This window comes from Dolichospermum heterosporum TAC447 (assembly GCF_024584745.1).
Classification (GTDB): domain Bacteria; phylum Cyanobacteriota; class Cyanobacteriia; order Cyanobacteriales; family Nostocaceae; genus Dolichospermum; species Dolichospermum heterosporum.
Genome location: NZ_CP099464.1, coordinates 2040842 through 2060542, shown reverse-complemented (window position 1 = coordinate 2060542; position 19701 = coordinate 2040842). Strand labels below are relative to the sequence as shown.

At 39.7% G+C, this 19701-nt stretch carries 18 protein-coding genes and 1 pseudogene; 8 read left to right on the top strand and 11 right to left on the bottom strand.

Translation table 11 applies throughout. From position 1 onward, the window contains the following. Positions 1-1075: 1075 nt before the first annotated feature. The 4 genes from NG743_RS09120 to NG743_RS09105 all read left to right on the top strand — a co-directional run bounded on the left by NG743_RS09120 (position 1076) and on the right by NG743_RS09105 (position 3684). Positions 1076-1198, top strand: a complete 123-nt coding sequence (locus NG743_RS09120) for a hypothetical protein (RefSeq protein WP_257121879.1) — start codon at positions 1076-1078, stop codon at positions 1196-1198. 67 nt (positions 1199-1265) lie between these two features. Then, positions 1266-1763 (top strand): DUF937 domain-containing protein, encoded by a 498-nt coding sequence (locus NG743_RS09115; RefSeq protein WP_027403812.1) that lies wholly within the window; start codon positions 1266-1268, stop codon positions 1761-1763. A 178-nt stretch (positions 1764-1941) separates the two neighbouring features. Beyond that, a complete protein-coding gene (gene bchM, locus NG743_RS09110) occupies positions 1942-2634 on the top strand; it encodes a magnesium protoporphyrin IX methyltransferase (RefSeq protein WP_027403811.1) in 693 nt (230 codons plus the stop codon). 792 nt (positions 2635-3426) lie between these two features. Further along, positions 3427-3684, top strand: coding sequence for a DUF7219 family protein (locus NG743_RS09105; protein WP_027403810.1), 258 nt, complete (start codon positions 3427-3429; stop codon positions 3682-3684). Between the two features lie 21 nt (positions 3685-3705). Here NG743_RS09105 and NG743_RS09100 read toward each other — a convergent pair whose 3' ends face one another. From NG743_RS09100 to NG743_RS09080, 5 genes are all read right to left on the bottom strand, one after another. Beyond that, positions 3706-4884 (bottom strand): glycosyltransferase family 4 protein, encoded by a 1179-nt coding sequence (locus NG743_RS09100; protein ID WP_027403809.1) that lies wholly within the window; start codon positions 4882-4884, stop codon positions 3706-3708. 201 nt (positions 4885-5085) lie between these two features. Then, complete coding sequence (locus NG743_RS09095) at positions 5086-6240, bottom strand: NAD-dependent epimerase/dehydratase family protein (RefSeq protein ID WP_027403808.1); 1155 nt, start codon at positions 6238-6240, stop codon at positions 5086-5088. Positions 6241-6405: 165 nt separating this feature from the next. After that, positions 6406-6912, bottom strand: a complete 507-nt coding sequence (locus tag NG743_RS09090) for a hypothetical protein (protein WP_027403807.1) — start codon at positions 6910-6912, stop codon at positions 6406-6408. Between the two features lie 382 nt (positions 6913-7294). Next, entirely contained in the window at positions 7295-8740 is a 1446-nt protein-coding gene (locus tag NG743_RS09085; protein WP_027403806.1) for an LCP family protein, read from the bottom strand. A gap of 288 nt (positions 8741-9028) precedes the next feature. After that, positions 9029-9409 (bottom strand): hypothetical protein, encoded by a 381-nt coding sequence (locus tag NG743_RS09080; protein ID WP_152540485.1) that lies wholly within the window; start codon positions 9407-9409, stop codon positions 9029-9031. Positions 9410-9581: 172 nt separating this feature from the next. On the opposite strand from NG743_RS09080, the gene NG743_RS09075 reads away from it, so the two are divergent. Continuing rightward, positions 9582-10742 (top strand): AI-2E family transporter, encoded by a 1161-nt coding sequence (locus NG743_RS09075; protein WP_027403804.1) that lies wholly within the window; start codon positions 9582-9584, stop codon positions 10740-10742. A 325-nt stretch (positions 10743-11067) separates the two neighbouring features. Here the strand turns inward: NG743_RS09075 and NG743_RS09070 are convergent, their stop codons facing one another. Further along, entirely contained in the window at positions 11068-12000 is a 933-nt protein-coding gene (locus NG743_RS09070; RefSeq protein WP_257122135.1) for a transposase, read from the bottom strand. 582 nt (positions 12001-12582) lie between these two features. On the opposite strand from NG743_RS09070, the gene NG743_RS09065 reads away from it, so the two are divergent. Together NG743_RS09065 and NG743_RS09060 are read left to right on the top strand one after the other, a co-directional pair. Next, entirely contained in the window at positions 12583-13128 is a 546-nt protein-coding gene (locus tag NG743_RS09065; protein WP_306459848.1) for an ISAzo13 family transposase, read from the top strand. Between the two features lie 30 nt (positions 13129-13158). Beyond that, on the top strand, positions 13159-13461 hold the full coding sequence (locus NG743_RS09060; protein WP_257121878.1) for a transposase: 303 nt from the start codon (positions 13159-13161) through the stop codon (positions 13459-13461). 44 nt (positions 13462-13505) lie between these two features. On the opposite strand, the gene NG743_RS09055 is transcribed toward NG743_RS09060, so the two are convergent. The 3 genes from NG743_RS09055 to NG743_RS09045 all read right to left on the bottom strand — a co-directional run bounded on the left by NG743_RS09055 (position 13506) and on the right by NG743_RS09045 (position 15193). Beyond that, positions 13506-13679 (bottom strand): hypothetical protein, encoded by a 174-nt coding sequence (locus NG743_RS09055; RefSeq protein WP_257121877.1) that lies wholly within the window; start codon positions 13677-13679, stop codon positions 13506-13508. After that, positions 13666-14337, bottom strand: coding sequence for an IS66 family transposase zinc-finger binding domain-containing protein (locus tag NG743_RS09050; RefSeq protein ID WP_257121876.1), 672 nt, complete (start codon positions 14335-14337; stop codon positions 13666-13668). The genes NG743_RS09055 and NG743_RS09050 overlap by 14 nt, the downstream gene beginning before the upstream one ends. 313 nt (positions 14338-14650) lie before the next feature. Then, a complete protein-coding gene (locus NG743_RS09045) occupies positions 14651-15193 on the bottom strand; it encodes a DUF2854 domain-containing protein (protein ID WP_027403803.1) in 543 nt (180 codons plus the stop codon). 137 nt (positions 15194-15330) lie between these two features. Between NG743_RS09045 and NG743_RS09040 the strand changes: the two genes are divergently transcribed. Beyond that, a complete protein-coding gene (locus tag NG743_RS09040; RefSeq protein ID WP_027403802.1) occupies positions 15331-15513 on the top strand; it encodes a hypothetical protein in 183 nt (60 codons plus the stop codon). Positions 15514-16267: 754 nt separating this feature from the next. Here NG743_RS09040 and NG743_RS09035 read toward each other — a convergent pair. Next, positions 16268-16702, bottom strand: a complete 435-nt coding sequence (locus NG743_RS09035) for a response regulator (RefSeq protein ID WP_027403801.1) — start codon at positions 16700-16702, stop codon at positions 16268-16270. A gap of 650 nt (positions 16703-17352) precedes the next feature. Further along, positions 17353-19519: pseudogene (gene ppk1 / locus NG743_RS09030) on the bottom strand (polyphosphate kinase 1). Between the last annotated feature and the right edge of the window lie 182 nt (positions 19520-19701).

The following is a 19701-nucleotide window of genomic DNA, read 5'->3' as shown; positions in this document are numbered from 1 at the left end:
GGGAAAGTTAAATGCCAAGTTACAATGTCAACCACCCATCACTTCCCTTCGGGTAAGTGAGAGCTTGTAAAAGCCTAGTTGACCAGACTCAGTTCTTAACCGAACTACGTTAGAGGTAAGAGTTAAAGACCTACCAGGGGATGCGTAGCTAGTTCCCTGCTCTAGAACTTAAAAGTTAAACAGGCTTAAGGGTTAAACCAGTGCTTTTAAGATAGTTACCGACCTCTAACATTGTCAAAGCTAACATTACCCCAGAAATGGGAGGCTCTTCGGAGCAAAATATTATGTCCAAAGTATTTGTTTTAGGGACTTCCAATTAAAAAAATCCCCAAAAGTTTCTTGTGGTGCGGGACGAATTGCCCGCTAATTACCAGGGACGGGCAGGATGCCCATCCCACAAAATTGGGTAATTTATTTTTTGGTGTTCCCTTAGACACTGAAAAAAGACCACTAGACTCACAAAAAGGACGGTTACGAATATGGAAAATCAAAGATTTGTTAATTGCTCAACTGTTCCTTTCATTGTTTGTGCTGGCGCACAAAATTACTCAAGGGACGTTTCACAATTAACCCTCCATTCCTCCCATCACCAAACTGAGTACAGTTTTGGTGGGTGTCTCCTGGAGGTTTAGATGAATTTTATCTCTGAGTTTAAACATTTTAGCTCTTTTAAGAAATTAAGCTGTTACGCAGCTAAATTTGATAACCATAATTTACTTGAACTTTGTAGTGCGGGCATCTTGCCCGCTAGAATTATACAAACTAAATGCACAACAGCTTATTCTTCCGCGGGAGGATCAGCAAAAAGTTATCCTGGGGTATAGTCTTTCTCTGGGAATAGCAGTTTTAGGTATATCTGGAGGGTGATTAGTAGGCAATAGCTATTTTCAAACAGCCAGAGAAAAGGCAATCTTAGTCCATCAATAATGTCTCTTATTTGCTAATTTACCAACGAAACTTTTACAAATAGTGATTATGGTTATACAAAATTATCATATCAAGTTTTTATGAAAATTTTAAGTAATCCTATTGATACTATACAAGAAAAATCTCATCAAAATCCAGAATTTTACCGATGATACCCATCAGAGAAAAATTACCTTTTATTCTGATTCCTTTCAAGGTACATAATTTACTATATCTTTACCGATTACTTATTCATCAATATAATGATTTTGACTTTATTCCTGATTTATAACTGGTGATTACTTGATTTTGCTGTATCATTGATAATTAGAGATATTAAAAACAACAGGAAAAAATTAATGGGGCTATTTGATCAAATTCTTGGTGCAGTTAGTAATTCCAATCAGCCAGGTGGTTTGGATAACTTGATAAATATTGCTACCACAGTTAAACAATTAGGTAATGGCATTGGCTCAGACTCTGTCACCATGCAATCAGTTCTATCAGTTGTTGGTAAACAAGTACAATCATCTTTGCAGGCAAAACAAGCTACTGACGGAAGTGAAGCCGTACAAGAGTTGGTAAATCAATTTGCCGGAACTTCAGCCGATTTCCAAGCTGTAGATACCTTATTTTCTCCAGATATCCAAGCACAAGTAGCGGAAAATGCTGCTCAGGGTACTAGCTTAGATGTGAATACAATTCAACAATTATTACCAACTTTAGTCCCTTTAATTTTGAGTTTTTTACAATCTGGTGGTAATCCATTACTCAATAAATTTCTAGATGCTGACGGTAATGGTGATGTAGACATTATGGACGCGATTAAATTAGCTAGTAAGTTTTTAAGAATCTAAACTAGCCGGAATTTTTGTCGTTGAGAATTTACTAATACCAAATTCAGATGAAGCTGCATAGAATAAGACTTCAAGAATAATTGACCGCAGATAAAGACGGATAAATTCATGGATTTCATGATTCTGTGCAGCCTCACATATAATTGGTATGACAAATGATAATTTTAAAATTGAGTTTATGAACGCAGCCGACGATAAAACAATAGTCCGCGAATACTTCAATTCCACAGGTTTTGATCGGTGGCAACGCATCTATGGTGATGGTGAGGTCAACAAGGTTCAGCTAGATATTCGCACTGGACATCAACAAACTGTAGATAATGTCATCGGCTGGTTAAAAGCTGACAACAATTTACCATCATTATCAATTTGTGATGCTGGGTGTGGTGTCGGTAGTCTGAGTATTCCTCTAGCTATGAGTGGTGCTAAGGTCTATGCCAGCGACATTTCTGCCAAAATGGTATCAGAAGCTCAGGATAGGGCTGTAATGGCTTTGTCAAATACTGTAAACCCCTCTTTTGCGGTAGAGGATTTGGAATCTTTGAGTGGTAATTACCATACTGTTATCTGTTTGGATGTTCTGATTCATTACCCTCAAGAAAAAGCTGACGAGATGATTTCTCATTTGTGTTCTTTAGCAGAATCACGGATTATTCTCAGTTTTGCGCCTAAAACTTTCTTCCTGACTATCCTCAAAAAAATCGGTACTTTCTTTCCTGGTCCGAGTAAAACCACTCGCGCTTATTTACATCCTAAAGCTGATGTCATCAAAATCTTGGAAAAAAATGGCTTTTCAATCCAACGGCAAGCTATGGCGCGAACAAAGTTTTACTTTTCCAGTTTACTAGAAGCAACTCGTACATCTGTGTAGATAGTAAATTACAATTGATACTTCATATTCCCGACTTCTTAGAGAAGTCGGGAATATAAGTAATTGGACAAAAATATCTACAGTCATTGCGAGGGAAGGGAAGCAATCACAACCCTGGCGATTGCTTCATTTCACTTCGTTCCATATGGCTAACGCCACGCAACGCTTACGCAATGACATTGTGTAATTAATTCTGTCTCACTACTTAATGATCCGAATCTTCTTTCTTCCCCCTGACTCCTATTACACTGCGGCGTAAATACACCAACCATTCTCAATCGTCAAAAAGCTTGCTTAATATTACTTTTGACCTTTGACTTTTGACTTCCGCTTTGCGGTACTAGCCCTAAGGAAAAGACTTCTTCCGCGAACCCTATTTAGTCATCAAATACTTGTATTTTCAATTATTCTAATTTGAATGTATAATTATAGTTTACAAGGAAAGTTTTGCCAAGTATTGCAAAAAGGAATGTATTAATCTATCTTAAGAGATATATTAATAACATATTGAATTTAATACAATCTGTTGTTAATAAATTAGAGAATAACTAAACGTGAATAACTGTCCTAAAGCCCCACCTATGGCTCACGCCACTCTAAACTATCAGCAGGATGTAATAGTTTTATCTATCATTCCATTCTGAAAAAGTAGAGGAGCTATGAAGACAGAGCTATCCATCTATTTTGATCACCAACAGGGGAAACAAACAGGAATGTATAGCTTAAGGCACGCTGGGCTGTCAGTATTATATAAGTTTTATAGAGCAGTTGAGTCAATGGAGAAAAAAAATGATGAGCAAAGAAGATTTTCTCTATCCCCGTGGTCGCTATTATGGTCATGTCAAACCAGAAAACTTGGTATTTAATGCGAATTTGCAGGAATTTGCCCAAAAGGTTAGTTATATTTGCAATTTAGAAACTGGTGGCAAAATCTCACCAGATGAGGCTTATGATCAGATTAAGTTACTTTGGAAACAGTTGAAACAATCAAAAAAGCAACTAAAAATCGGTGAACAACCTTTTCCAAGTAACGGTCCTGAAGAAGTTTAAGTTGTCAGCCATATAGAACTCTTATCCTGACTTCTGACTCCTGACTCCTGATTCCTGACTCCTGGGCGGGGAAACCCTGCCCCTACTGCTTAAAATTATTTTTTGATAATAATCTTCCAGTTGTTGTGTAGCCGATGTCCATCCCCATTTCTCTGCTTCGGCACGGGCGTTTTTACGGATAATAGCTATTTCCTGCCGTTGTTTTAACAGACGTATAGTAGCATTAATTGCCTCTTGAATATCAGCTTGTGGATCAAAAAGATATCCATTTACACCATCTGTGACAATATCAGGGATGCCTCCAGAATGGGCTGCTACCACTGGACATCCGGCAGCCATAGCTTCTAGCAGCACTAATCCGAGTGTTTCTGTGCGGGAAGGAAAAATAAAAGCATCAGCACTGGCAAAGGCAGAACCTAATTCTTTACCCATGAGATAACCGACAAAATAAGTATTTGTCCCAGCAAAGTGTTTTTCCAAAACTTGACGGTGAGGTCCATCGCCGACTAATGCTAATCTGGCATTGGGAATGGCTTCTAAAATTGGTTTAATGCGTTCGATTTCCTTTTCAGCAGAAAGACGACCAACATACAATAATAAAGGGCTATCTGGATGATTTTGGGAAAGATGCGATCGCATTTCCGCACTAACTAAATCAGGATGAAATAATTCTGTATCTACTCCCCGTTGCCATAAATCACACCTTTCAATCCCATGGGTGGAAAGTTCCTTTACCATCGCCGTAGAGGTACACAAATTTAACTCCGCCTGATTATGACCGAGCTTTAACAACTCCCATAGTAATCCTTCTAACATCCCCAATCCGTAATGTTGCAGATATTGGGGCAAATGGGTATGGTAAGAAGCCACCAAAGGAATTTTGAGAACTTTACTATAAAAAATCCCTGATAGTCCGAGAACTGCGGGATTAACAACATGAATAATATCTGGTTGAAACTCTTCCAAAGCGTGACCAATGGCAGGGCGAGGCAGTGCCATTTTCAACTCTGGATAAAGAGGTAAGGGAAAGCCACTAACCCCGTAAACTTTCGCACCTTTATGTTCAGTGATGCCACCTTCAGGGGCAAATACCAAAACTTGATTGCCAAGACGTTGAAGATGGTCAACGGTATGACGAAGACGGGTAACAATGCCGTCAACTTTCGGTAAAAAGGTTTCTGTAAATAGGGCTATTCGCATATCAAATTATCAGAAGTTCAGAAGTTACAGAAGTTGCAGAAGTTCAGAATAGGAGTAGAAGAACAGGAGAGAAGGACAGGAGAGAAGGACAGGAGAGAAGATTTCTTTCTTGTTCCTTCTTTCTCCTAAACTCCTGATAGCGTTCACGTAGTGTGCCGAAGGCATAGTGTGGCGTTAGCCATACTCCTGAACTCCTATTTTCTATTTTCTATGCCAAGAGACTTTGGGGAGAATCTGTTTGTGATCAACTCGGTTCTGATACTTGTCAGCAAAGTTTAAAAGCGAATCAAGTAGGGAATCAGAGAGCAGGTGAGGTTGTAAACCCAAATCCAAGAGTTTGGTGTTTTTGGCGTTGAAATAGTGTTCTTCCTTCTCCACTCTGGGGTTATCTATGTGGTTAATATCCACATTCAATCCCATAGCGTTGCCGGCTTTTTTCACCATCATCGCCAAATCACCGACGCTAAATAGTTCGGTAAATTGGTTAAACACACGGAATTCTCCCGGTTCAGCAGGATTAGCGATCGCTAATTCAATACATCGCACCGTATCCCGAATATCCAAGAAGCCACGAGTTTGTCCACCTGTACCGTAGACAGTGAGAGGATGTCCCACGGTAGCTTGAATACAGAAGCGATTCAGTGCTGTACCAAATACACCATCATAATCCAAACGGTTAATTAACAGTTCGTCCATCCCCGTTTCTTCGGTTAGGACACCGTAAACAATCCCCTGATTTAAGTCTGTAGCCCTTAAACCCCAGATCCGGCAGGCAAAGTGGATATTATGACTATCATGGACTTTACTCAAGTGATACATAGAACCAGGCTGCTTCGGATAGGGCAAAGTATCCTTACGTCCGTTATGTTCAATCGTGATGTATCCCTCTTCAATATCAATGTTGGGAGTTCCATACTCACCCATTGTTCCCAATTTCACCAAATGGCAATCTGGGAAATCTTCCCGCATGATGTACAGCAAATTCAACGTACCAACCACATTATTGACTTGGGTAAGAACAGCGTGTTCACGGTCAATCATGGAAAATGGCGCTGAACGCTGCTCACCAAAATGCACGATCGCAGTTGGTTGAAATTCGTGTAAAGCTTTGTGCAGAAACTCGTAATTAGTAATATCGCCGATAAACAGATCAATAGACTTACTAGTCAAATCCTGCCATCGCTGGAGACGTTTCTGAATTGGTGCGATTGGGGTAAGGGTTTCTACACCCAGTTCATTATCCCAGTGTCGCCGCACCAAACTATCTAAAATTCCAACTTCGTAACCTCGATTAGAAAGGTAAAGCGCGGTTGCCCAACCGCAATACCCATCACCACCAATAACCAGGACTTTCATCTTTACCAGTTTTTACTCGCTGATAGCTAAATCTATCAGGTTTGTGTCCCCTCTTCATCATTAAATTCTCACTAAGGCAGTAAATAAATCCAAAATCCAAAATCCAAAATTCAAAATTACTTCTGTCCCTTACCTAACCATTAACTACTGACAACTAACCACTAACTACTGACTAATTTTATACTCCTGGGCGATGTGATAAAACAGCCGATAATAATTTGGAAAGTCTTTGCTACCGCTTTGTCCTTGCCAGTGATACTCCAATTTCTCTTGGCTAATAGTCAATTTGATCACAGTCACCTTTTCCCCCGCATCTACAGCCAATACCCCAGCAAAACCTTGGTGAGTCCGAAAATTAGGGACTGGCTGAGAATTTTCAGTTAAGGATTTTAATACAGGCTTACTTGCATAAGCACGAATTTCCACATTCTTTTGGTTTGGTGAAACTAAAACAACACCATCACTATTGTCTGGGTTTCCTAACACCTGCCAAGTATGCGGATAAGGAAACTCAAAACCATAACGCTTATTTCCATATATATTCCATCTTGTATCTTGAATCTGGGGGTTATTAGCATTACACCCCCAAAAGATCATCCCGACCCCCACACCCGAAATCATAGCGCACAGCACCTTTTTTACTTGTATTGCACCCCAAGGCTGTTTCATCATTCAGTTTTAACTCATATAATAATTTTCGAGCATATTAGAGAAACTGTCAGAATCAGGATGTCCAGGATTAAAGGATGAACAGGATGAAACCTAGAATTTCATCGTAACTGTTCACACTCCCCCCCTATCTTTAACGAGAGATCAAGGGTTTCGATAATTTTAGAGGGGGGGGAGTGAATAACTACATTTCATCACCAATAGACATCTCCAAAAATTAAAGATACTTGACCTGAAAACCCTGTAGAGACGTTCCATGGAACGTCTCTACAATCTTTTTTGGAGATGTCTAATTACCAATTATCAACAAAATCCCCGACTTCTCAAAGAAATCGGAAATCTGAACCTCTCAAGGATGAATCGGAAATTGATACTCAAATTATGATTACGGACGGGTAGAATTTTGGAAAATCGCTTGATTTTGAAACCAATCCTTACCTACTTGGATAGTAATATCTGAACCAATATTACCTGTGCTTTCTACGCGCACTTCTCCAAATCCCAACAAACTACGAATTGATTCGGCACTGTCTCCGTCTCCTTGTTGAGCGACAATGTGGGTTACATCTAAGGGTTGTCCCCAGGGTTTAGAGACGAAGATATTGGTATAGCCGGCTTTCTCCAATGTTTTAATGAGGGGACGCAATTGAGAGCGATTCCTAGGTCGCGCTTCGCTATCGCCTCCTGTACTATCCTGAATAGCTACACGCAAACGACCAGGCTCACTAAATGATGTTTCTGTCGTCTTTGCTTCTAGACCAAAATGCTGAGTCATTAATTTAGCAATATTCCGCCCATCTGGAACCCAGTAGCTGGCATCAAACTCACGATTTTCGCTAAAGCGTCCAGGCAGCATTAACATTTGCATATTTGCGCGATTGATTTTTGAACCAAAACCAACCAGTGCTATTAATTCTTCAACGGATAAGTTGGTATCAATATTTTCCTTAACCACATTGAGAATATCTGGTAATTTCGTGATGGTTGTCGGGTTAAGAGTCTGTTCGATTAAAGCCCGCAACACCGTTTGCTGCCGCTGAATTCGCCCAATATCGCCCAATTCATCATGGCGATAGCGGAGTAATTGCAACGCTTGTTCACCATTGAGATGTTGTTGACCCGCTTTTAAATTAATGTATAAATGCTGGGAATCGTCCCGATATTTCATATCTTTGGGGACATAAATATTCACTCCGCCCAAAGCTTCAATTAGCTTACTAACACCCAAGACATTAATCCGAACGTAGCGATCAATTCCTACTCCACCCAAAAGATTACTAACGGTTTTCGCCGTCAAAGCTGGACCACCATCCACATTAGCCGCATTAATTTTTTTGACTCCATGCCCTTCAATTTGTGTACGGGTATCTCTAGGAACAGAAAGCATGACTACTTTTTTGGTCTCTGGATCAAATTTGACCAGCAGCATCACATCAGAAAGACCGTCAAAAGAGTTAATCTGGGGCAAATAACGCAGATTTTTGGTTTCGGATGGGGGATTTTGGACATCTGGAGGTAGTACACTCATACCCATTAACAGGATATTAACAGGACGAGTTAGCTGAGAAAATTGTAACCCATTGCCAGAAATACTGTCGCTATCAAATACTGCTTCTTCCTGGGGACTAAGTTGAGCTTGTTGTAAAGGCGTACTTTCCCAAGAAACAGCTAATAATGCCCCTGCAAGTCCTGATACTATGGCAATCCCCCCCATACCCACCGCAAACCATAGCCACCGTCCCGATTTAGACGGGCGAGAATTTTTTCCTTGACCCTTATATTTAGCTTTTGCTGCTCTTTGTTGTGCTGCTGTTGTTTTTTGACTAGTCACAGACTTCCTCTCACCTACGATTTTAAATAAACTAAATTTGCCGATCAATACATCTAAAACAAATCAGACTATAATAGCCAACTCTTGATCAGTTTGCTATAAAAAACTGCTAAATATGGTAATCATGAACTAAATTCCTTTTAATTGCAGCAGGAGTCAAGGAGTCAGGAGTCAGGAGTCAGGAGGAAGAAAGAAGAAGGAAGAAGGAAGTAAATAAATTTATACCCCCTGCTCCCTGCTCCCTGCTCCCTGCTCCCTGCTCCCCTGCCCCTGCCCCCTGTTCCCCGGTTAATATTTCCGCCATACTCGTTCTGCCAAGTTGCTAAATCCCGGTAAACGGGAGGATTTACCTTGAATGACCCGAAAAATCAACCAAATACTCACTAAAAAATAACCAGAAGTCAGGAAACTATTGAGGATTAAAAAGCGAAGTGTCAAAAAATTCGTTGCTGATCCAGTAGTTAACAATAAATAACCTAACATCCAGATAAAAGCCAAGGTAATAGACAAACGACTGATTGCCAGTTGATCCCGACTACCCTGCCGCTGATAGAGAGTCCACAGGGAGGGAAAAAAGCCGATAATGGGAATCAAATACAGAACGAGTTGTGTTTTTGAGATATCTGTATCTTTTGAGGGCAAGTTATCCATAGTGGTTGATGTGATCATAAACTAGAGATGGTGAATAATAGTCGTTAAGTTAGAGATAAATAACTTAAGTTACTTGTTAGGTAGGAGGCAATTAATAATTGATAATTTTCATCACCTATTATCTGCCTCAACGAGATTAATACTTGGTCAAGCAGAAACCCATTTAGTTATATAGTGTAATTACTTAAAAATGCAGACACGCAAGCTACTCAATTGGTGGCAAACACTGACACCTATAGCCAGATTTTTAGCGATCGCCCTACTTGCGCCCCTATTAGTTCTGAATGGTTGGGCTATTGCCGCAATTTTCAATTATTTTCACTCCCTGATTGTTATTTTAGTCGGAGCTTCCGTATTAGCATTTTTACTCAGCTACCCCGTGAGTTGGATGGAAAATCACGGAGCGAAACGAGAGCAAGTAGCCATTCTTGTATTTTTGTTAGCATTATCCATTTTATTAGCTCTAGGTGTCACCCTGTTTCCTCTCGCCCTGACTCAAGCTCAACAACTGGTGGCGCGGTTACCAGACTTAATAGACTCAGGACGTTCTCAATTAATGATCCTCAATGAAAAAGCAGAAGGCGCTGGTTTACCAATCAACCTCGATGCTTTAGCCGCACAAATCAACGATCGCGTCAAAGGACAATTACAGGCGATCGCCGGACAGGTGCTAAATTTAGCTGTGATCACTGTTACCAGTCTGCTCGATTTCCTGCTGACAATGGTATTAACCTTTTATTTATTACAGCATGGCGGTGAACTTTGGCAAAGTTTAGTAGAATGGCTACCTGCTAAATTTCGCGCCCCCTTTTCCCAAACAGTTCGTTTAAGCTTTCAAAACTTTTTTATCACCCAACTAATCCTCTCAACCTGCATGGCCTCTGCCCTAATTCCCACCTTTTTATGGCTAAAAGTTCCCTTTGGTCTATTATTTGGGTTAACGATTGGAGTCATGGCACTTATCCCCTTTGGTGGTTCTGTAGGTATCGCCCTTACCACCTCTTTAGTCTCACTTCAAGATGTTTCTATGGGCGTAAGGGTATTAATAGCAGCCATAATTGTCCAGCAAATTCTGGAAAATCTGATTGCACCCCGAATCTTAGGTAGTTTTACTGGGTTAAACCCCGTGTGGATTTTAATTTCTGTCTTAACTGGAGCGAGAATTGGCGGACTTTTAGGCGTAATTGTCGCTGTTCCCTGCGCCGTGGTTATTAAAAGTATCATCAACGCCATTCGTCCCTCAACACTTAATCTGGACACAGAAGACTCTCACCCCGAAGAGATATCTGCACCCATGACACCAGAAGCATCTCCGAAAATAGAGCCTAATAATTCTTTGAGTGTTTCATAACATACTCATCCGCCATATTGCTCTCAAAGTAGATTATCGCCTATGTTCCATTTGTGTTCATACTTTTGACGTGGGTGGGAATAAGGAAAACCGAATTGGTTTATACGACATAATCTTCTTGTCCCCCAATACTGTTCGGTTAAGACTAAAAAACAAAAATACGTAGCGACTGTCTTGATTGTCAAGCGATCGTTAAGGAAAAATTTAAAGTCTAGGAAAAAAGTCAGAAAATAGAGGAGAAAAACAGAACAGAACAAAACAGGTAAATTATAGGTTGCCATAAATTACCAAACTAGATTGGAGGTATAAAAACGACAGTAGAACTTTATGCAGAAATTGGTTGTGAGTCTTGAGAAATAGACCAAGGAAGATGATCTCGAATCATCGCATTTAAAATAACTAACATTTTATGAACGCAAGCAGTAATGGCCAATTTTTTGGGTTTACCACGTTCAACCAAGCGCTCATAAAAAGTTTTGATAACAGGATTATGACGCATGGCAACAACAGCACCCATATAAAGAATGGCACGAACATGGGCGCGACCACCATTAATCATGCGCTTACCTTTGTGCTGACCACTATCATGATTAATTGGTGCAACACCAACTAAGCGAGAGATTTGTTTGGCAGTTAATTGACCTAATTCTGGTAAGTCAGAAACTAAAGTGGTAGAAATTACTTGACCAATGCCAGGAGTAGTTTTGAGTAGATTGACTTTATCAATCCATTGTTGATTATTTTGGGTCAACGTCTCAATTTCTTGATTGAGTTGTTGAAGATGTTGCTCAAGATAATCAATATGGGATTCAATATCTGTCAAAGCTTTACCACGAGCGCGGTCACGGCGATTCTTTTCCGCTGTAGACATTTCTACTAATTGTCTTCGGCGACTAATTAATTCGCCTAATTGACGTGACATTTCACTTTCGATTGCTAACACCTCCGGTTTCATTGCTTCACCGAAATGCGCCAAAATCTGTGCATCAATGGCATCGGTTTTGGCTAACTTACCTGTAGCTTTAGCAAAGTCTCTTCCCTGACGAGGATTGATTAATGCTACTGGTAAAAGAGCCGCTTGCAATTGAATGATTAATTCTGTTTCTAGTCCTCCTGTTGCTTCCAGTACGATTAGGTTTAAATCGTTAGATTGAAGTTGCTTAACTAGATTAGCTATTTCTGTTTCAGTATTAGCAAATTGAAATGCTTTACCCATTGGACGGATATAAACATCAAGTGTTGCTTTACTTACGTCAATGCCTACCTATTGGGAGATATAATCCATTTTTAACTCTCCAATTTCAATTACTTCTTTTTAATTTGTTTTGTTTTTATTCATCCCCTTGATTTCACTCATCCTTGCACGATACGGGCTATATTATCTATGTCTTTGTTCATAGTTTTTACCCCAGGCGACTGTTCGAGTTCTGTCATGGAGATTGTTGTGGTGATCCTTGCTACAAAGCGGTCTTTTCTGACCCAGGTTGGGACGGTCTACCACTTCTTCTAACATACCTCTAAGATACAAGGTTGGGTTGTTCGCGTTAGCGTTGCGGAGCAATCGGAACGAAACCCAACATTTTCAATGATTTTTTGGTTTTATACAATAGGTTCTTTACGTGGAAATTTTCGTTAAGGAATGTGGATTAAATAAAATGCAGAAGTTGTGACAGGGGTATAGTAGACTAAAGAAGTAGGTATTAGGGAACAATATCGTGATAGAAATCTACTCTCCAATACTAGAAAAGCAGATGCAATATTACTATGAATCTCTATCGGAAAAAGACCGTAGGCGGTATGCAGCGATTGAAGCAAAAAAGCTTGGGTACGGGGGGATTGGATAATTCCACATGGGTTATATGATTTAAAGGATAACATTGGTTTTATACAAATTGGTACTAGCCATGACACCAGCGAATTTGCCTGTGATTCAATCCGTTATTGGTGGAATAATTATGGCAAAAACCGCTACCAATTGGCTACATCTATACTACTGTTATGTGATGGTGGTGGTAGCAACAGTTCTCGTTACTATGTATTCAAAGAAGCATTACAAGCTTTGGTGAATGAAATTGGAATTGAAATTCGCATTGCTCACTATCCTCCTTATACATCTAAGTACAATCCGATTGAGCATCGACTGTTTCCACATCTAAGTCGGGCTTGTAAAGGTGTTATTTTCGACAGTGTTAACACTGTTGCTAAACTGATGGCAAAAGCTACTACTCAGAAAGGGTTACAGGTTTTTACGACCATCATTGATAAAGCCTACCAAACCGGTAAGAAAGTTGCTGAGGGTTTTAAAGAAACAATGGAGATTTTCTTTGATGATTTTTTGCCACAGTGGAACTATACTGCTAAACCACAACAACATTTAGAATTGTAAGTTATTTAATCCACAAGGGGATTGCTCAACTTGCCTGAATCTTTACCTGAAGTTACAGGAATTGAAACCGTTAAGTCGGCAGTAGGTATTGATGTAGGAATTAATAAATTAATTTCTTTGTCTGATGGTTCGTTTATTGAAAATCCTCATCTGGCAACTAATAAGAAAATTCGCCGTCAATTAAGAATTAGACAGCGCCGAGTTAATCGTAAAGTCAAGGGTTCTAACAATCGCAAAAAAGCTGGGAAAATAGTTGTCAAGCTACATAAAAAAATTGCAGATAAGCGAAAGGTAATACCTGAAAAGCGGATATTATTCGAGCAGTTGTCTTGACAATTATTCGATTAAGAATCCCCGCGTCTTTAGACCGGGGAGTGTCAAATTCCTAGGGGTGTGACTGCAACCCATAGCCAAGCTTTTCTTTGTTCAGGATTGAGACCATCAATATTTCGTTGATTGAAGCTGGTTTCATCCGCTCCCAGGATGTTTGCGTTTTGGATATAGAGTTTGGCTTCATCTACACTATTTGCTACGGCGTTACTCGCTTCCATTCGTAATTTGTTGATGAAAAGCCAATGACATTGAGATTCCAAATACTTCTTGCATGGCACTTTGTACCATTTTTTGACTGTGGCGATATGCTCCACTTAGCAATGCTACTAGTGCTACTACTATTACCCCGTAGCCACTTGGGTTCACATCTTCTGGTAATACTGCACGAGTTTTAGTACCACATCCATTACAGGTCAATTGGTGTAGACGATGTTCTATGACGATGGGATTGATGGGGGGAATTTCTACTATCTGGTGACGATAGGGGTTGGTATCAACTCCAGTCAGGGCTGCTCCACAATTGGTACATTCTTCTGGGTGATGTTCTCTTACTTCCTTGCATTCTTCTATGGGGTATAAGTCCCGACCATTTCCTTTATGTCCTGGTTGACCGCCTCTTTTTTTAGTGCTTTTTGTCTTTTGTGGCTTTTTTCCAAATCCCGGTGGGTCACTTGAGGGTGGTGATGATGAGTTAACGGAAGTTCGATTGATTTTTTCTAATAATTGTTCTTGAACTGTCAGGACTTCTGCTATTTTCTTTTCCTGTTGTTCTATTTGCTGCGCCATTTCCTCCACCAGTTTTTTGACGCTGGTTAGAGTCTTTCCCCAATCTTCCTGGGGTATCTGTTCTAAGTGATTGACGCGCTTTTGTTCCATGTCACTTAATTTAACAGATTTTTGGGGGAATTTTTTACGATGCCTGCGGCGAGCGTAGCTATCGCTCTCCTACCCCCCTGAACGGTTACGATGGTGGGTATTTCTAGGGATGCTTATACTATACTAAGATAGTTATACTAGTAGCTAAGTTTAAGACACCCGCCAGCCAGACAACCGCCAGGGAATAAATTCCCTGTCTAATAGCTGAAGTCCGTTTTAACGGACTAGAATCTTTTTTAAGTGTTTAGTCATCTTTAGATGACTTGCGCTATTAGCAAGGAACTTGAGTTCCTTGCGGGATAGAGGTTTTAGGTTAAATTTTCATCAAGGACAGTTCAATATAGTCCTCTCTAGGCTGTTTAATACTGACTTCTACACCTGGACCAAAATACTTAGTCATTTTTTCCTGCTTTTGCTGCCAGGTATCAAAGGTGATTAGTGGTGAATCAAATTCTAGAATTAAGGTATAAGCGCCATTGATTTCGGTTTCTCGCAAACCGGTGACGATTGGTCTTTCTTCGTCGGTGGGACTTAAACCTAGATAGGCTAGGGCTACATCTAAATGAGCTTTTTGCCCATAACAGTTGCGGGTGATGTCTTTGCGGATTTTAGTCTGTGTAACTGTTGCTTGTTCCTTTCTGAGTTCTAGGATGGATGGTGTGCTAGTTTTGCTGAACGGTACAGGTTTAAGTTCATTGGCTTTCAGGGCTAAACCTCCCAGCAATAGCGGAAATCCATAGAAAAATCCGACTAGATTAAGGGTGGCATTATCTACAAAGTAGGCAACAAAACCTGTTATGGTCAGTATAGCACCTATTGTTAAGCCAAGTGTTCCTAAAGAAATTCTGCCGAGCATAATTTGAGATTAGTATAATTTATTTTCATCTTTTATTATCATCGCTCATTGGTGACAAATTGGGAAAGGGGATATGGAGATTTTTACTTTTTGCGTTAACTTTAGATTTGAAGTGTTTCAAAATGGGCAGCAGAAAAATGGATATTCAGACAATTAAAGACCGAATTAGCACTGTTCAAGATAAACGTGAGCGGTTGCTGAGTTTATTGGAACAACCCAATCTAGGAACTTTAAGAGTTGATGTGAATCAAGCTTTGGAAGAATTAGATGATTTACTTGATGAGTTTAAACGGACTATTCCTGAAACGAGAAATAATTAACCTAAGTTGTTAGTTATGTCAATTTAGGCAGGAAAAAAGGTAATTGATAATTACAATACCTTTGACAAATTGAAGAAAGTCTTGATTCGTAGGTTGGTTTGAGAGACAAGATCCAATAAATGCGTTGGATTGTACTGTCGCTTAATCCAACCTATAAGCAATAGTGAAGGTAATTGATAATTAGCTCATGGTGTCTCAAGATAAGTAGTGAGACAGAATTAGTTACACAATGTCATTGCGTTAGCGCAGCGTTAGCCATATGTAACGAAGTGAAATGAAGCAATCGCCAGGGTTGTGATTGCTTCCCTTCCCTCGCAATGACTGTAAATATTTTTGTCCAATTACTTAGGTGCATTTTTCTTTGTCGGATTTGGAAAATTGAGGATATCCAGATAGTTAAAACTGTTCCCAGTTAAGAGTTCCCTGCCCTCACAGACAATTTATTCAGCAAGCCCTAAATAAATTTCATGCTGTTATTAATTAATAAATCGTTTCTGGGCGCAGACCCTGCGCCCCTACTTTCTGAATTTTTCATGGTCAGAATCTACTAGTAGTTGGTCAAATTTATTTTGACGGGTAATGATCGGAAAAAACTTCTGTTCTTCCCTCCCCTGTCACCGGTGCCTCTCTTCTCCCCCTGCTTGCCTTCACCCGTCATTTTCGGGTTGACAGACTACTAGAGAGGTTTGCAGAGGGGTTTATTAATACATTAAAAACTTTTAAAACATCCTCTTAACCCAATCTAAAAGGAAAATTAAGCAGAGTGCAATCTTTCTTCAAAAAATAAAGAATACCCAAGTTTGTTGCCTAATTTTCTCACTAAGTTAATGAGTTCTTTTGTGGAAATATCTTTTGTGCAAACTTCATCAAATTTATGTTTAGTTTTATAGTTATGAAAATATGATTCATCTATTGAGGAATAAGCCAAAATTTGAGTATTTGGAGATATAGCTTTAATGTAATTAGATGCTGACCAACCATCCATAATCGGCATTTGTAAATCGAGAATGATCACATGAGGTTGATGGCATTTAACCATGTCTATAGCTTCTTGACCATTACTAGCTAAACCAACAACGTGAATATTTTCTTGAATAGAAAAAATTAGTTGCAGACTTAAACGTGTGAGTTCATGATCATCAACTATAAGAAGGCGCAATTTAGAAGGCTCTTTGGACAACATTAACATTTCCAAAAAATAATAAATATGTATGACTATAGTTTATGAATGCGAGTTCTAAATGTACTCTGTCTGATGAGTGAATTTTGGGGGCTAAAAGTTAAATTTTATGCGATTTTTGCATACCATTAATGTAGTAGATGCACTGATTAGGAAATTGGTATAGGATGATCGGACATTATGGCTCTTGTGTCTCGTTTATGGTGATTGAGGATTGATGATAACAAAACCCTTACGAGACAAGGGTTATAAACAATTATTTCCATATTTTCAATGAAATGTCTACACAATAGGGCTTTCAATGATTTTGAACCAGGTTTTCCATAAAAATAACCGAAGAACCACATTATCTTCAAAATAAGTAGTGAGACAGAATTAATTACACAATGTCATTGCGTTAGCGCAGCGTGGCGTTAGCCATAGGGAACGAAGTGAAATGAAGCAATCGCCAGGGTTGTGATTGCTTCCCTTCCCTCGCAATGACTGTAAATATTTTTGTCCAATTACTTATAACGACAATTTTCAACGCCAACCTACTTAAGTCATGGATAGAAGTCAGGGGAAAGATGAAGAATTGACAAGAGGGTATGTAAATTCAGATATGCTTACCTTATCAGAATTTGAGGTGATGATTCACTTTTGCTGCAACTATTGAGAGTCTAACTTATGCCGGCGGAACGTAAAGCCATAGACATAATTGTTTTTTGAGAATTGGCTTCTGGACAGTTATCACCTGGGCATCTTTGGGTATAATTGCCATCAGGTTGTAATTCCCAGGCATGACGATTATCTGCTAACATAATCCCTAAGATTTCTTGTAAATCTTTGGCAATTTCTTGGTCTTTGATGGGGGTAATAACTTCGACGCGACGATCTAAATTACGCCGCATCCAATCTGCGCTGCCGATATATATTTCTTCTTGGTTATGATTGTAGAAGTAATATATGCGGGAGTGTTCTAAAAAGCGGCCAATAATGCTGATAACGCGAATGTTGTCGCTGAGATTTGGTAGTCCGGGACGCAAACAACATATTCCCCGAATAATTAGATCAATTTGAACTCCAGCGCGGGATGCTTCGTACAGGGCAGAAATTATTTGTGGGTCAACTAGGGCGTTCATTTTGCCGACTATGCGACCGGAAAATCCGTTTTGCACGTTGTCAATTTCGCGTTTAATTAATTCGAGAAAGCGATCGCGCATATTCACAGGTGCTACCATAATTTCTCGATAGGATTTTTGGCGAGAGTAGCCTGTTAAGAAGTTAAACACATCTGTTAAATCTGCGCCTAATTCTTCTCGACAACTAAATAAGCCTAAATCTGTATAGAGTCGTGCGGTTTTGGGGTTGTAATTCCCCGTCCCAATGTGGACATAACGGCGCATTCTGTCTTTTTCTCGTCGCACTACCAAGACGATTTTGCTATGGGTTTTCAAACCGACTAAACCATAGACAACATGAACACCAACTCTTTCTAAACGTCTAGCCCAATAAATGTTATTCTCTTCATCAAATCGGGCTTTTAATTCGACTAGGACGGAAACTTGTTTACCATTTTCTGCTGCTGCAATTAAAGCATTAACTATGGGTGAGTCTCCAGAAGTCCGGTAGAGAGTCATTTTGATGGCTAAGACGTTGGGATCATGGGCGGCACTAGTAATAAAGCGCACTACTGTCCCGGAGAAAGATTGATAGGGATGATGAACTAGCAAATCTTTTTCTCGAATTATGGAAAAGAAGTCTTTTCCTTCTTCTTGTTCAAGAGCGTCAGTATCAATACAGGGTTCTCTGAGCCGTTGTAAGCGGGAAGGAACGACGGATTGACGGGGGGGATCTTTAAGTTCTGGTAGTGGTAGTGCCAGAAAGTACATTAAATCTCGCAATGCCAACAGACCATCAACTTCATAAATATCGCTGTTGGTGAGTCCTAAATCTTCTAAGAGACGGGAACGAACTAACGCAGGGGTTTGGGAGCGAATTTCTAACCTGACGGTATTCCCCCCCATGCGGCGTTTGCGAAGTTCCTGTTCAATGGCTAATAACAGGTCGTCGGCTTCATCTTCCTCTAATTCCAGATCAGCGTCGCGGGTAATGCGGAAGGGGTGATATTCTTGGATACTCATGCCAGGAAAAAGAGATTCTAGGTTATGAGCGAATCGCTTGTTCTAAGGGAATCCCTGACCAGTTAGCAATTTTCCCATTGTCTTGAACTCTCAACTCTGGGGGTAATGGCAAAAATCTTGGTAAGACTTGAGGAACTTTAACTCTGGCAAAAAACTCCTCTTCTGTATCAGGATTTTTGACCACCACTGCTAGATTTAAACTGAGATTAGAAATGTGAGGAAAGGGATGACTAGGATCAACAGCAAGAGGAGTCAGAACTGGAAAAATCTGCTCTTCAAAATAGTTATTTAGATAACTTCGCTGTTTGGGATTCAATTCTATGTAATCGAGAATATAGATTCCCTGCTGGACTAACAGTGGTCGCAGCACTTCCTCAAATTCCGCATTATGCTTTTTGAGTTGGGGATTCAAATGCAAACGAATATCATCTAGTTGTTTCTGTGGTGTCCGTCCATCAGGAGTTAATAAATTAACAGTGGCTTCTACCTGTTGCTTTAAACCTGCCACTCGTACCATAAAGAACTCATCCAAATTGGAACTAAAAATGGCTAAAAATTTCAGCCTTTCCAACAGAGGAGTTCTGGGATCACAAGCCTCATGTAAGACCCGATTATTAAATTCTAGCCAACTTAACTCACGGTTGATGTAGTATTGTGGATCACTCAAATTCATGGAAGCAGAATTTTTTTTTGGTTTCGCCATAATCACCTAGAGATAGGTAGACATCGTCTATAAAGCGTGAATATCAATATCTTAATTGCTACTGCATAGATTTTTACACTTCTTGATCTATAAATCTAATTAAGTTGACAATTTAATATTCTTATGTATAAAAAAATTATTATTATTTTTAAATAAAATTTCTCGGTTTCAGTGTTTTAATC

Coding starts and splice junctions, on each gene's coding strand:
- NG743_RS09035 (WP_027403801.1), bottom strand. CDS start 16,702: ATGTTAATGTTGTCCAAAGAGCCTTCTAAATTGCGCCTTCTTATAGTT.
- NG743_RS09095 (WP_027403808.1), bottom strand. CDS start 6,240: ATGAAAGTCCTGGTTATTGGTGGTGATGGGTATTGCGGTTGGGCAACC.
- NG743_RS09105 (WP_027403810.1), top strand. CDS start 3,427: ATGAGCAAAGAAGATTTTCTCTATCCCCGTGGTCGCTATTATGGTCAT.
- NG743_RS09100 (WP_027403809.1), bottom strand. CDS start 4,884: ATGCGAATAGCCCTATTTACAGAAACCTTTTTACCGAAAGTTGACGGC.
- NG743_RS09040 (WP_027403802.1), top strand. CDS start 15,331: ATGGATATTCAGACAATTAAAGACCGAATTAGCACTGTTCAAGATAAA.
- NG743_RS09045 (WP_027403803.1), bottom strand. CDS start 15,193: ATGCTCGGCAGAATTTCTTTAGGAACACTTGGCTTAACAATAGGTGCT.
- NG743_RS09080 (WP_152540485.1), bottom strand. CDS start 9,409: ATGATCACATCAACCACTATGGATAACTTGCCCTCAAAAGATACAGAT.
- NG743_RS09120 (WP_257121879.1), top strand. CDS start 1,076: ATGATACCCATCAGAGAAAAATTACCTTTTATTCTGATTCCTTTCAAG.
- NG743_RS09115 (WP_027403812.1), top strand. CDS start 1,266: ATGGGGCTATTTGATCAAATTCTTGGTGCAGTTAGTAATTCCAATCAG.
- NG743_RS09050 (WP_257121876.1), bottom strand. CDS start 14,337: ATGGAACAAAAGCGCGTCAATCACTTAGAACAGATACCCCAGGAAGAT.
- NG743_RS09055 (WP_257121877.1), bottom strand. CDS start 13,679: ATGGAAGCGAGTAACGCCGTAGCAAATAGTGTAGATGAAGCCAAACTC.
- bchM (WP_027403811.1), top strand. CDS start 1,942: ATGAACGCAGCCGACGATAAAACAATAGTCCGCGAATACTTCAATTCC.
- NG743_RS09075 (WP_027403804.1), top strand. CDS start 9,582: ATGCAGACACGCAAGCTACTCAATTGGTGGCAAACACTGACACCTATA.
- NG743_RS09090 (WP_027403807.1), bottom strand. CDS start 6,912: ATGATGAAACAGCCTTGGGGTGCAATACAAGTAAAAAAGGTGCTGTGC.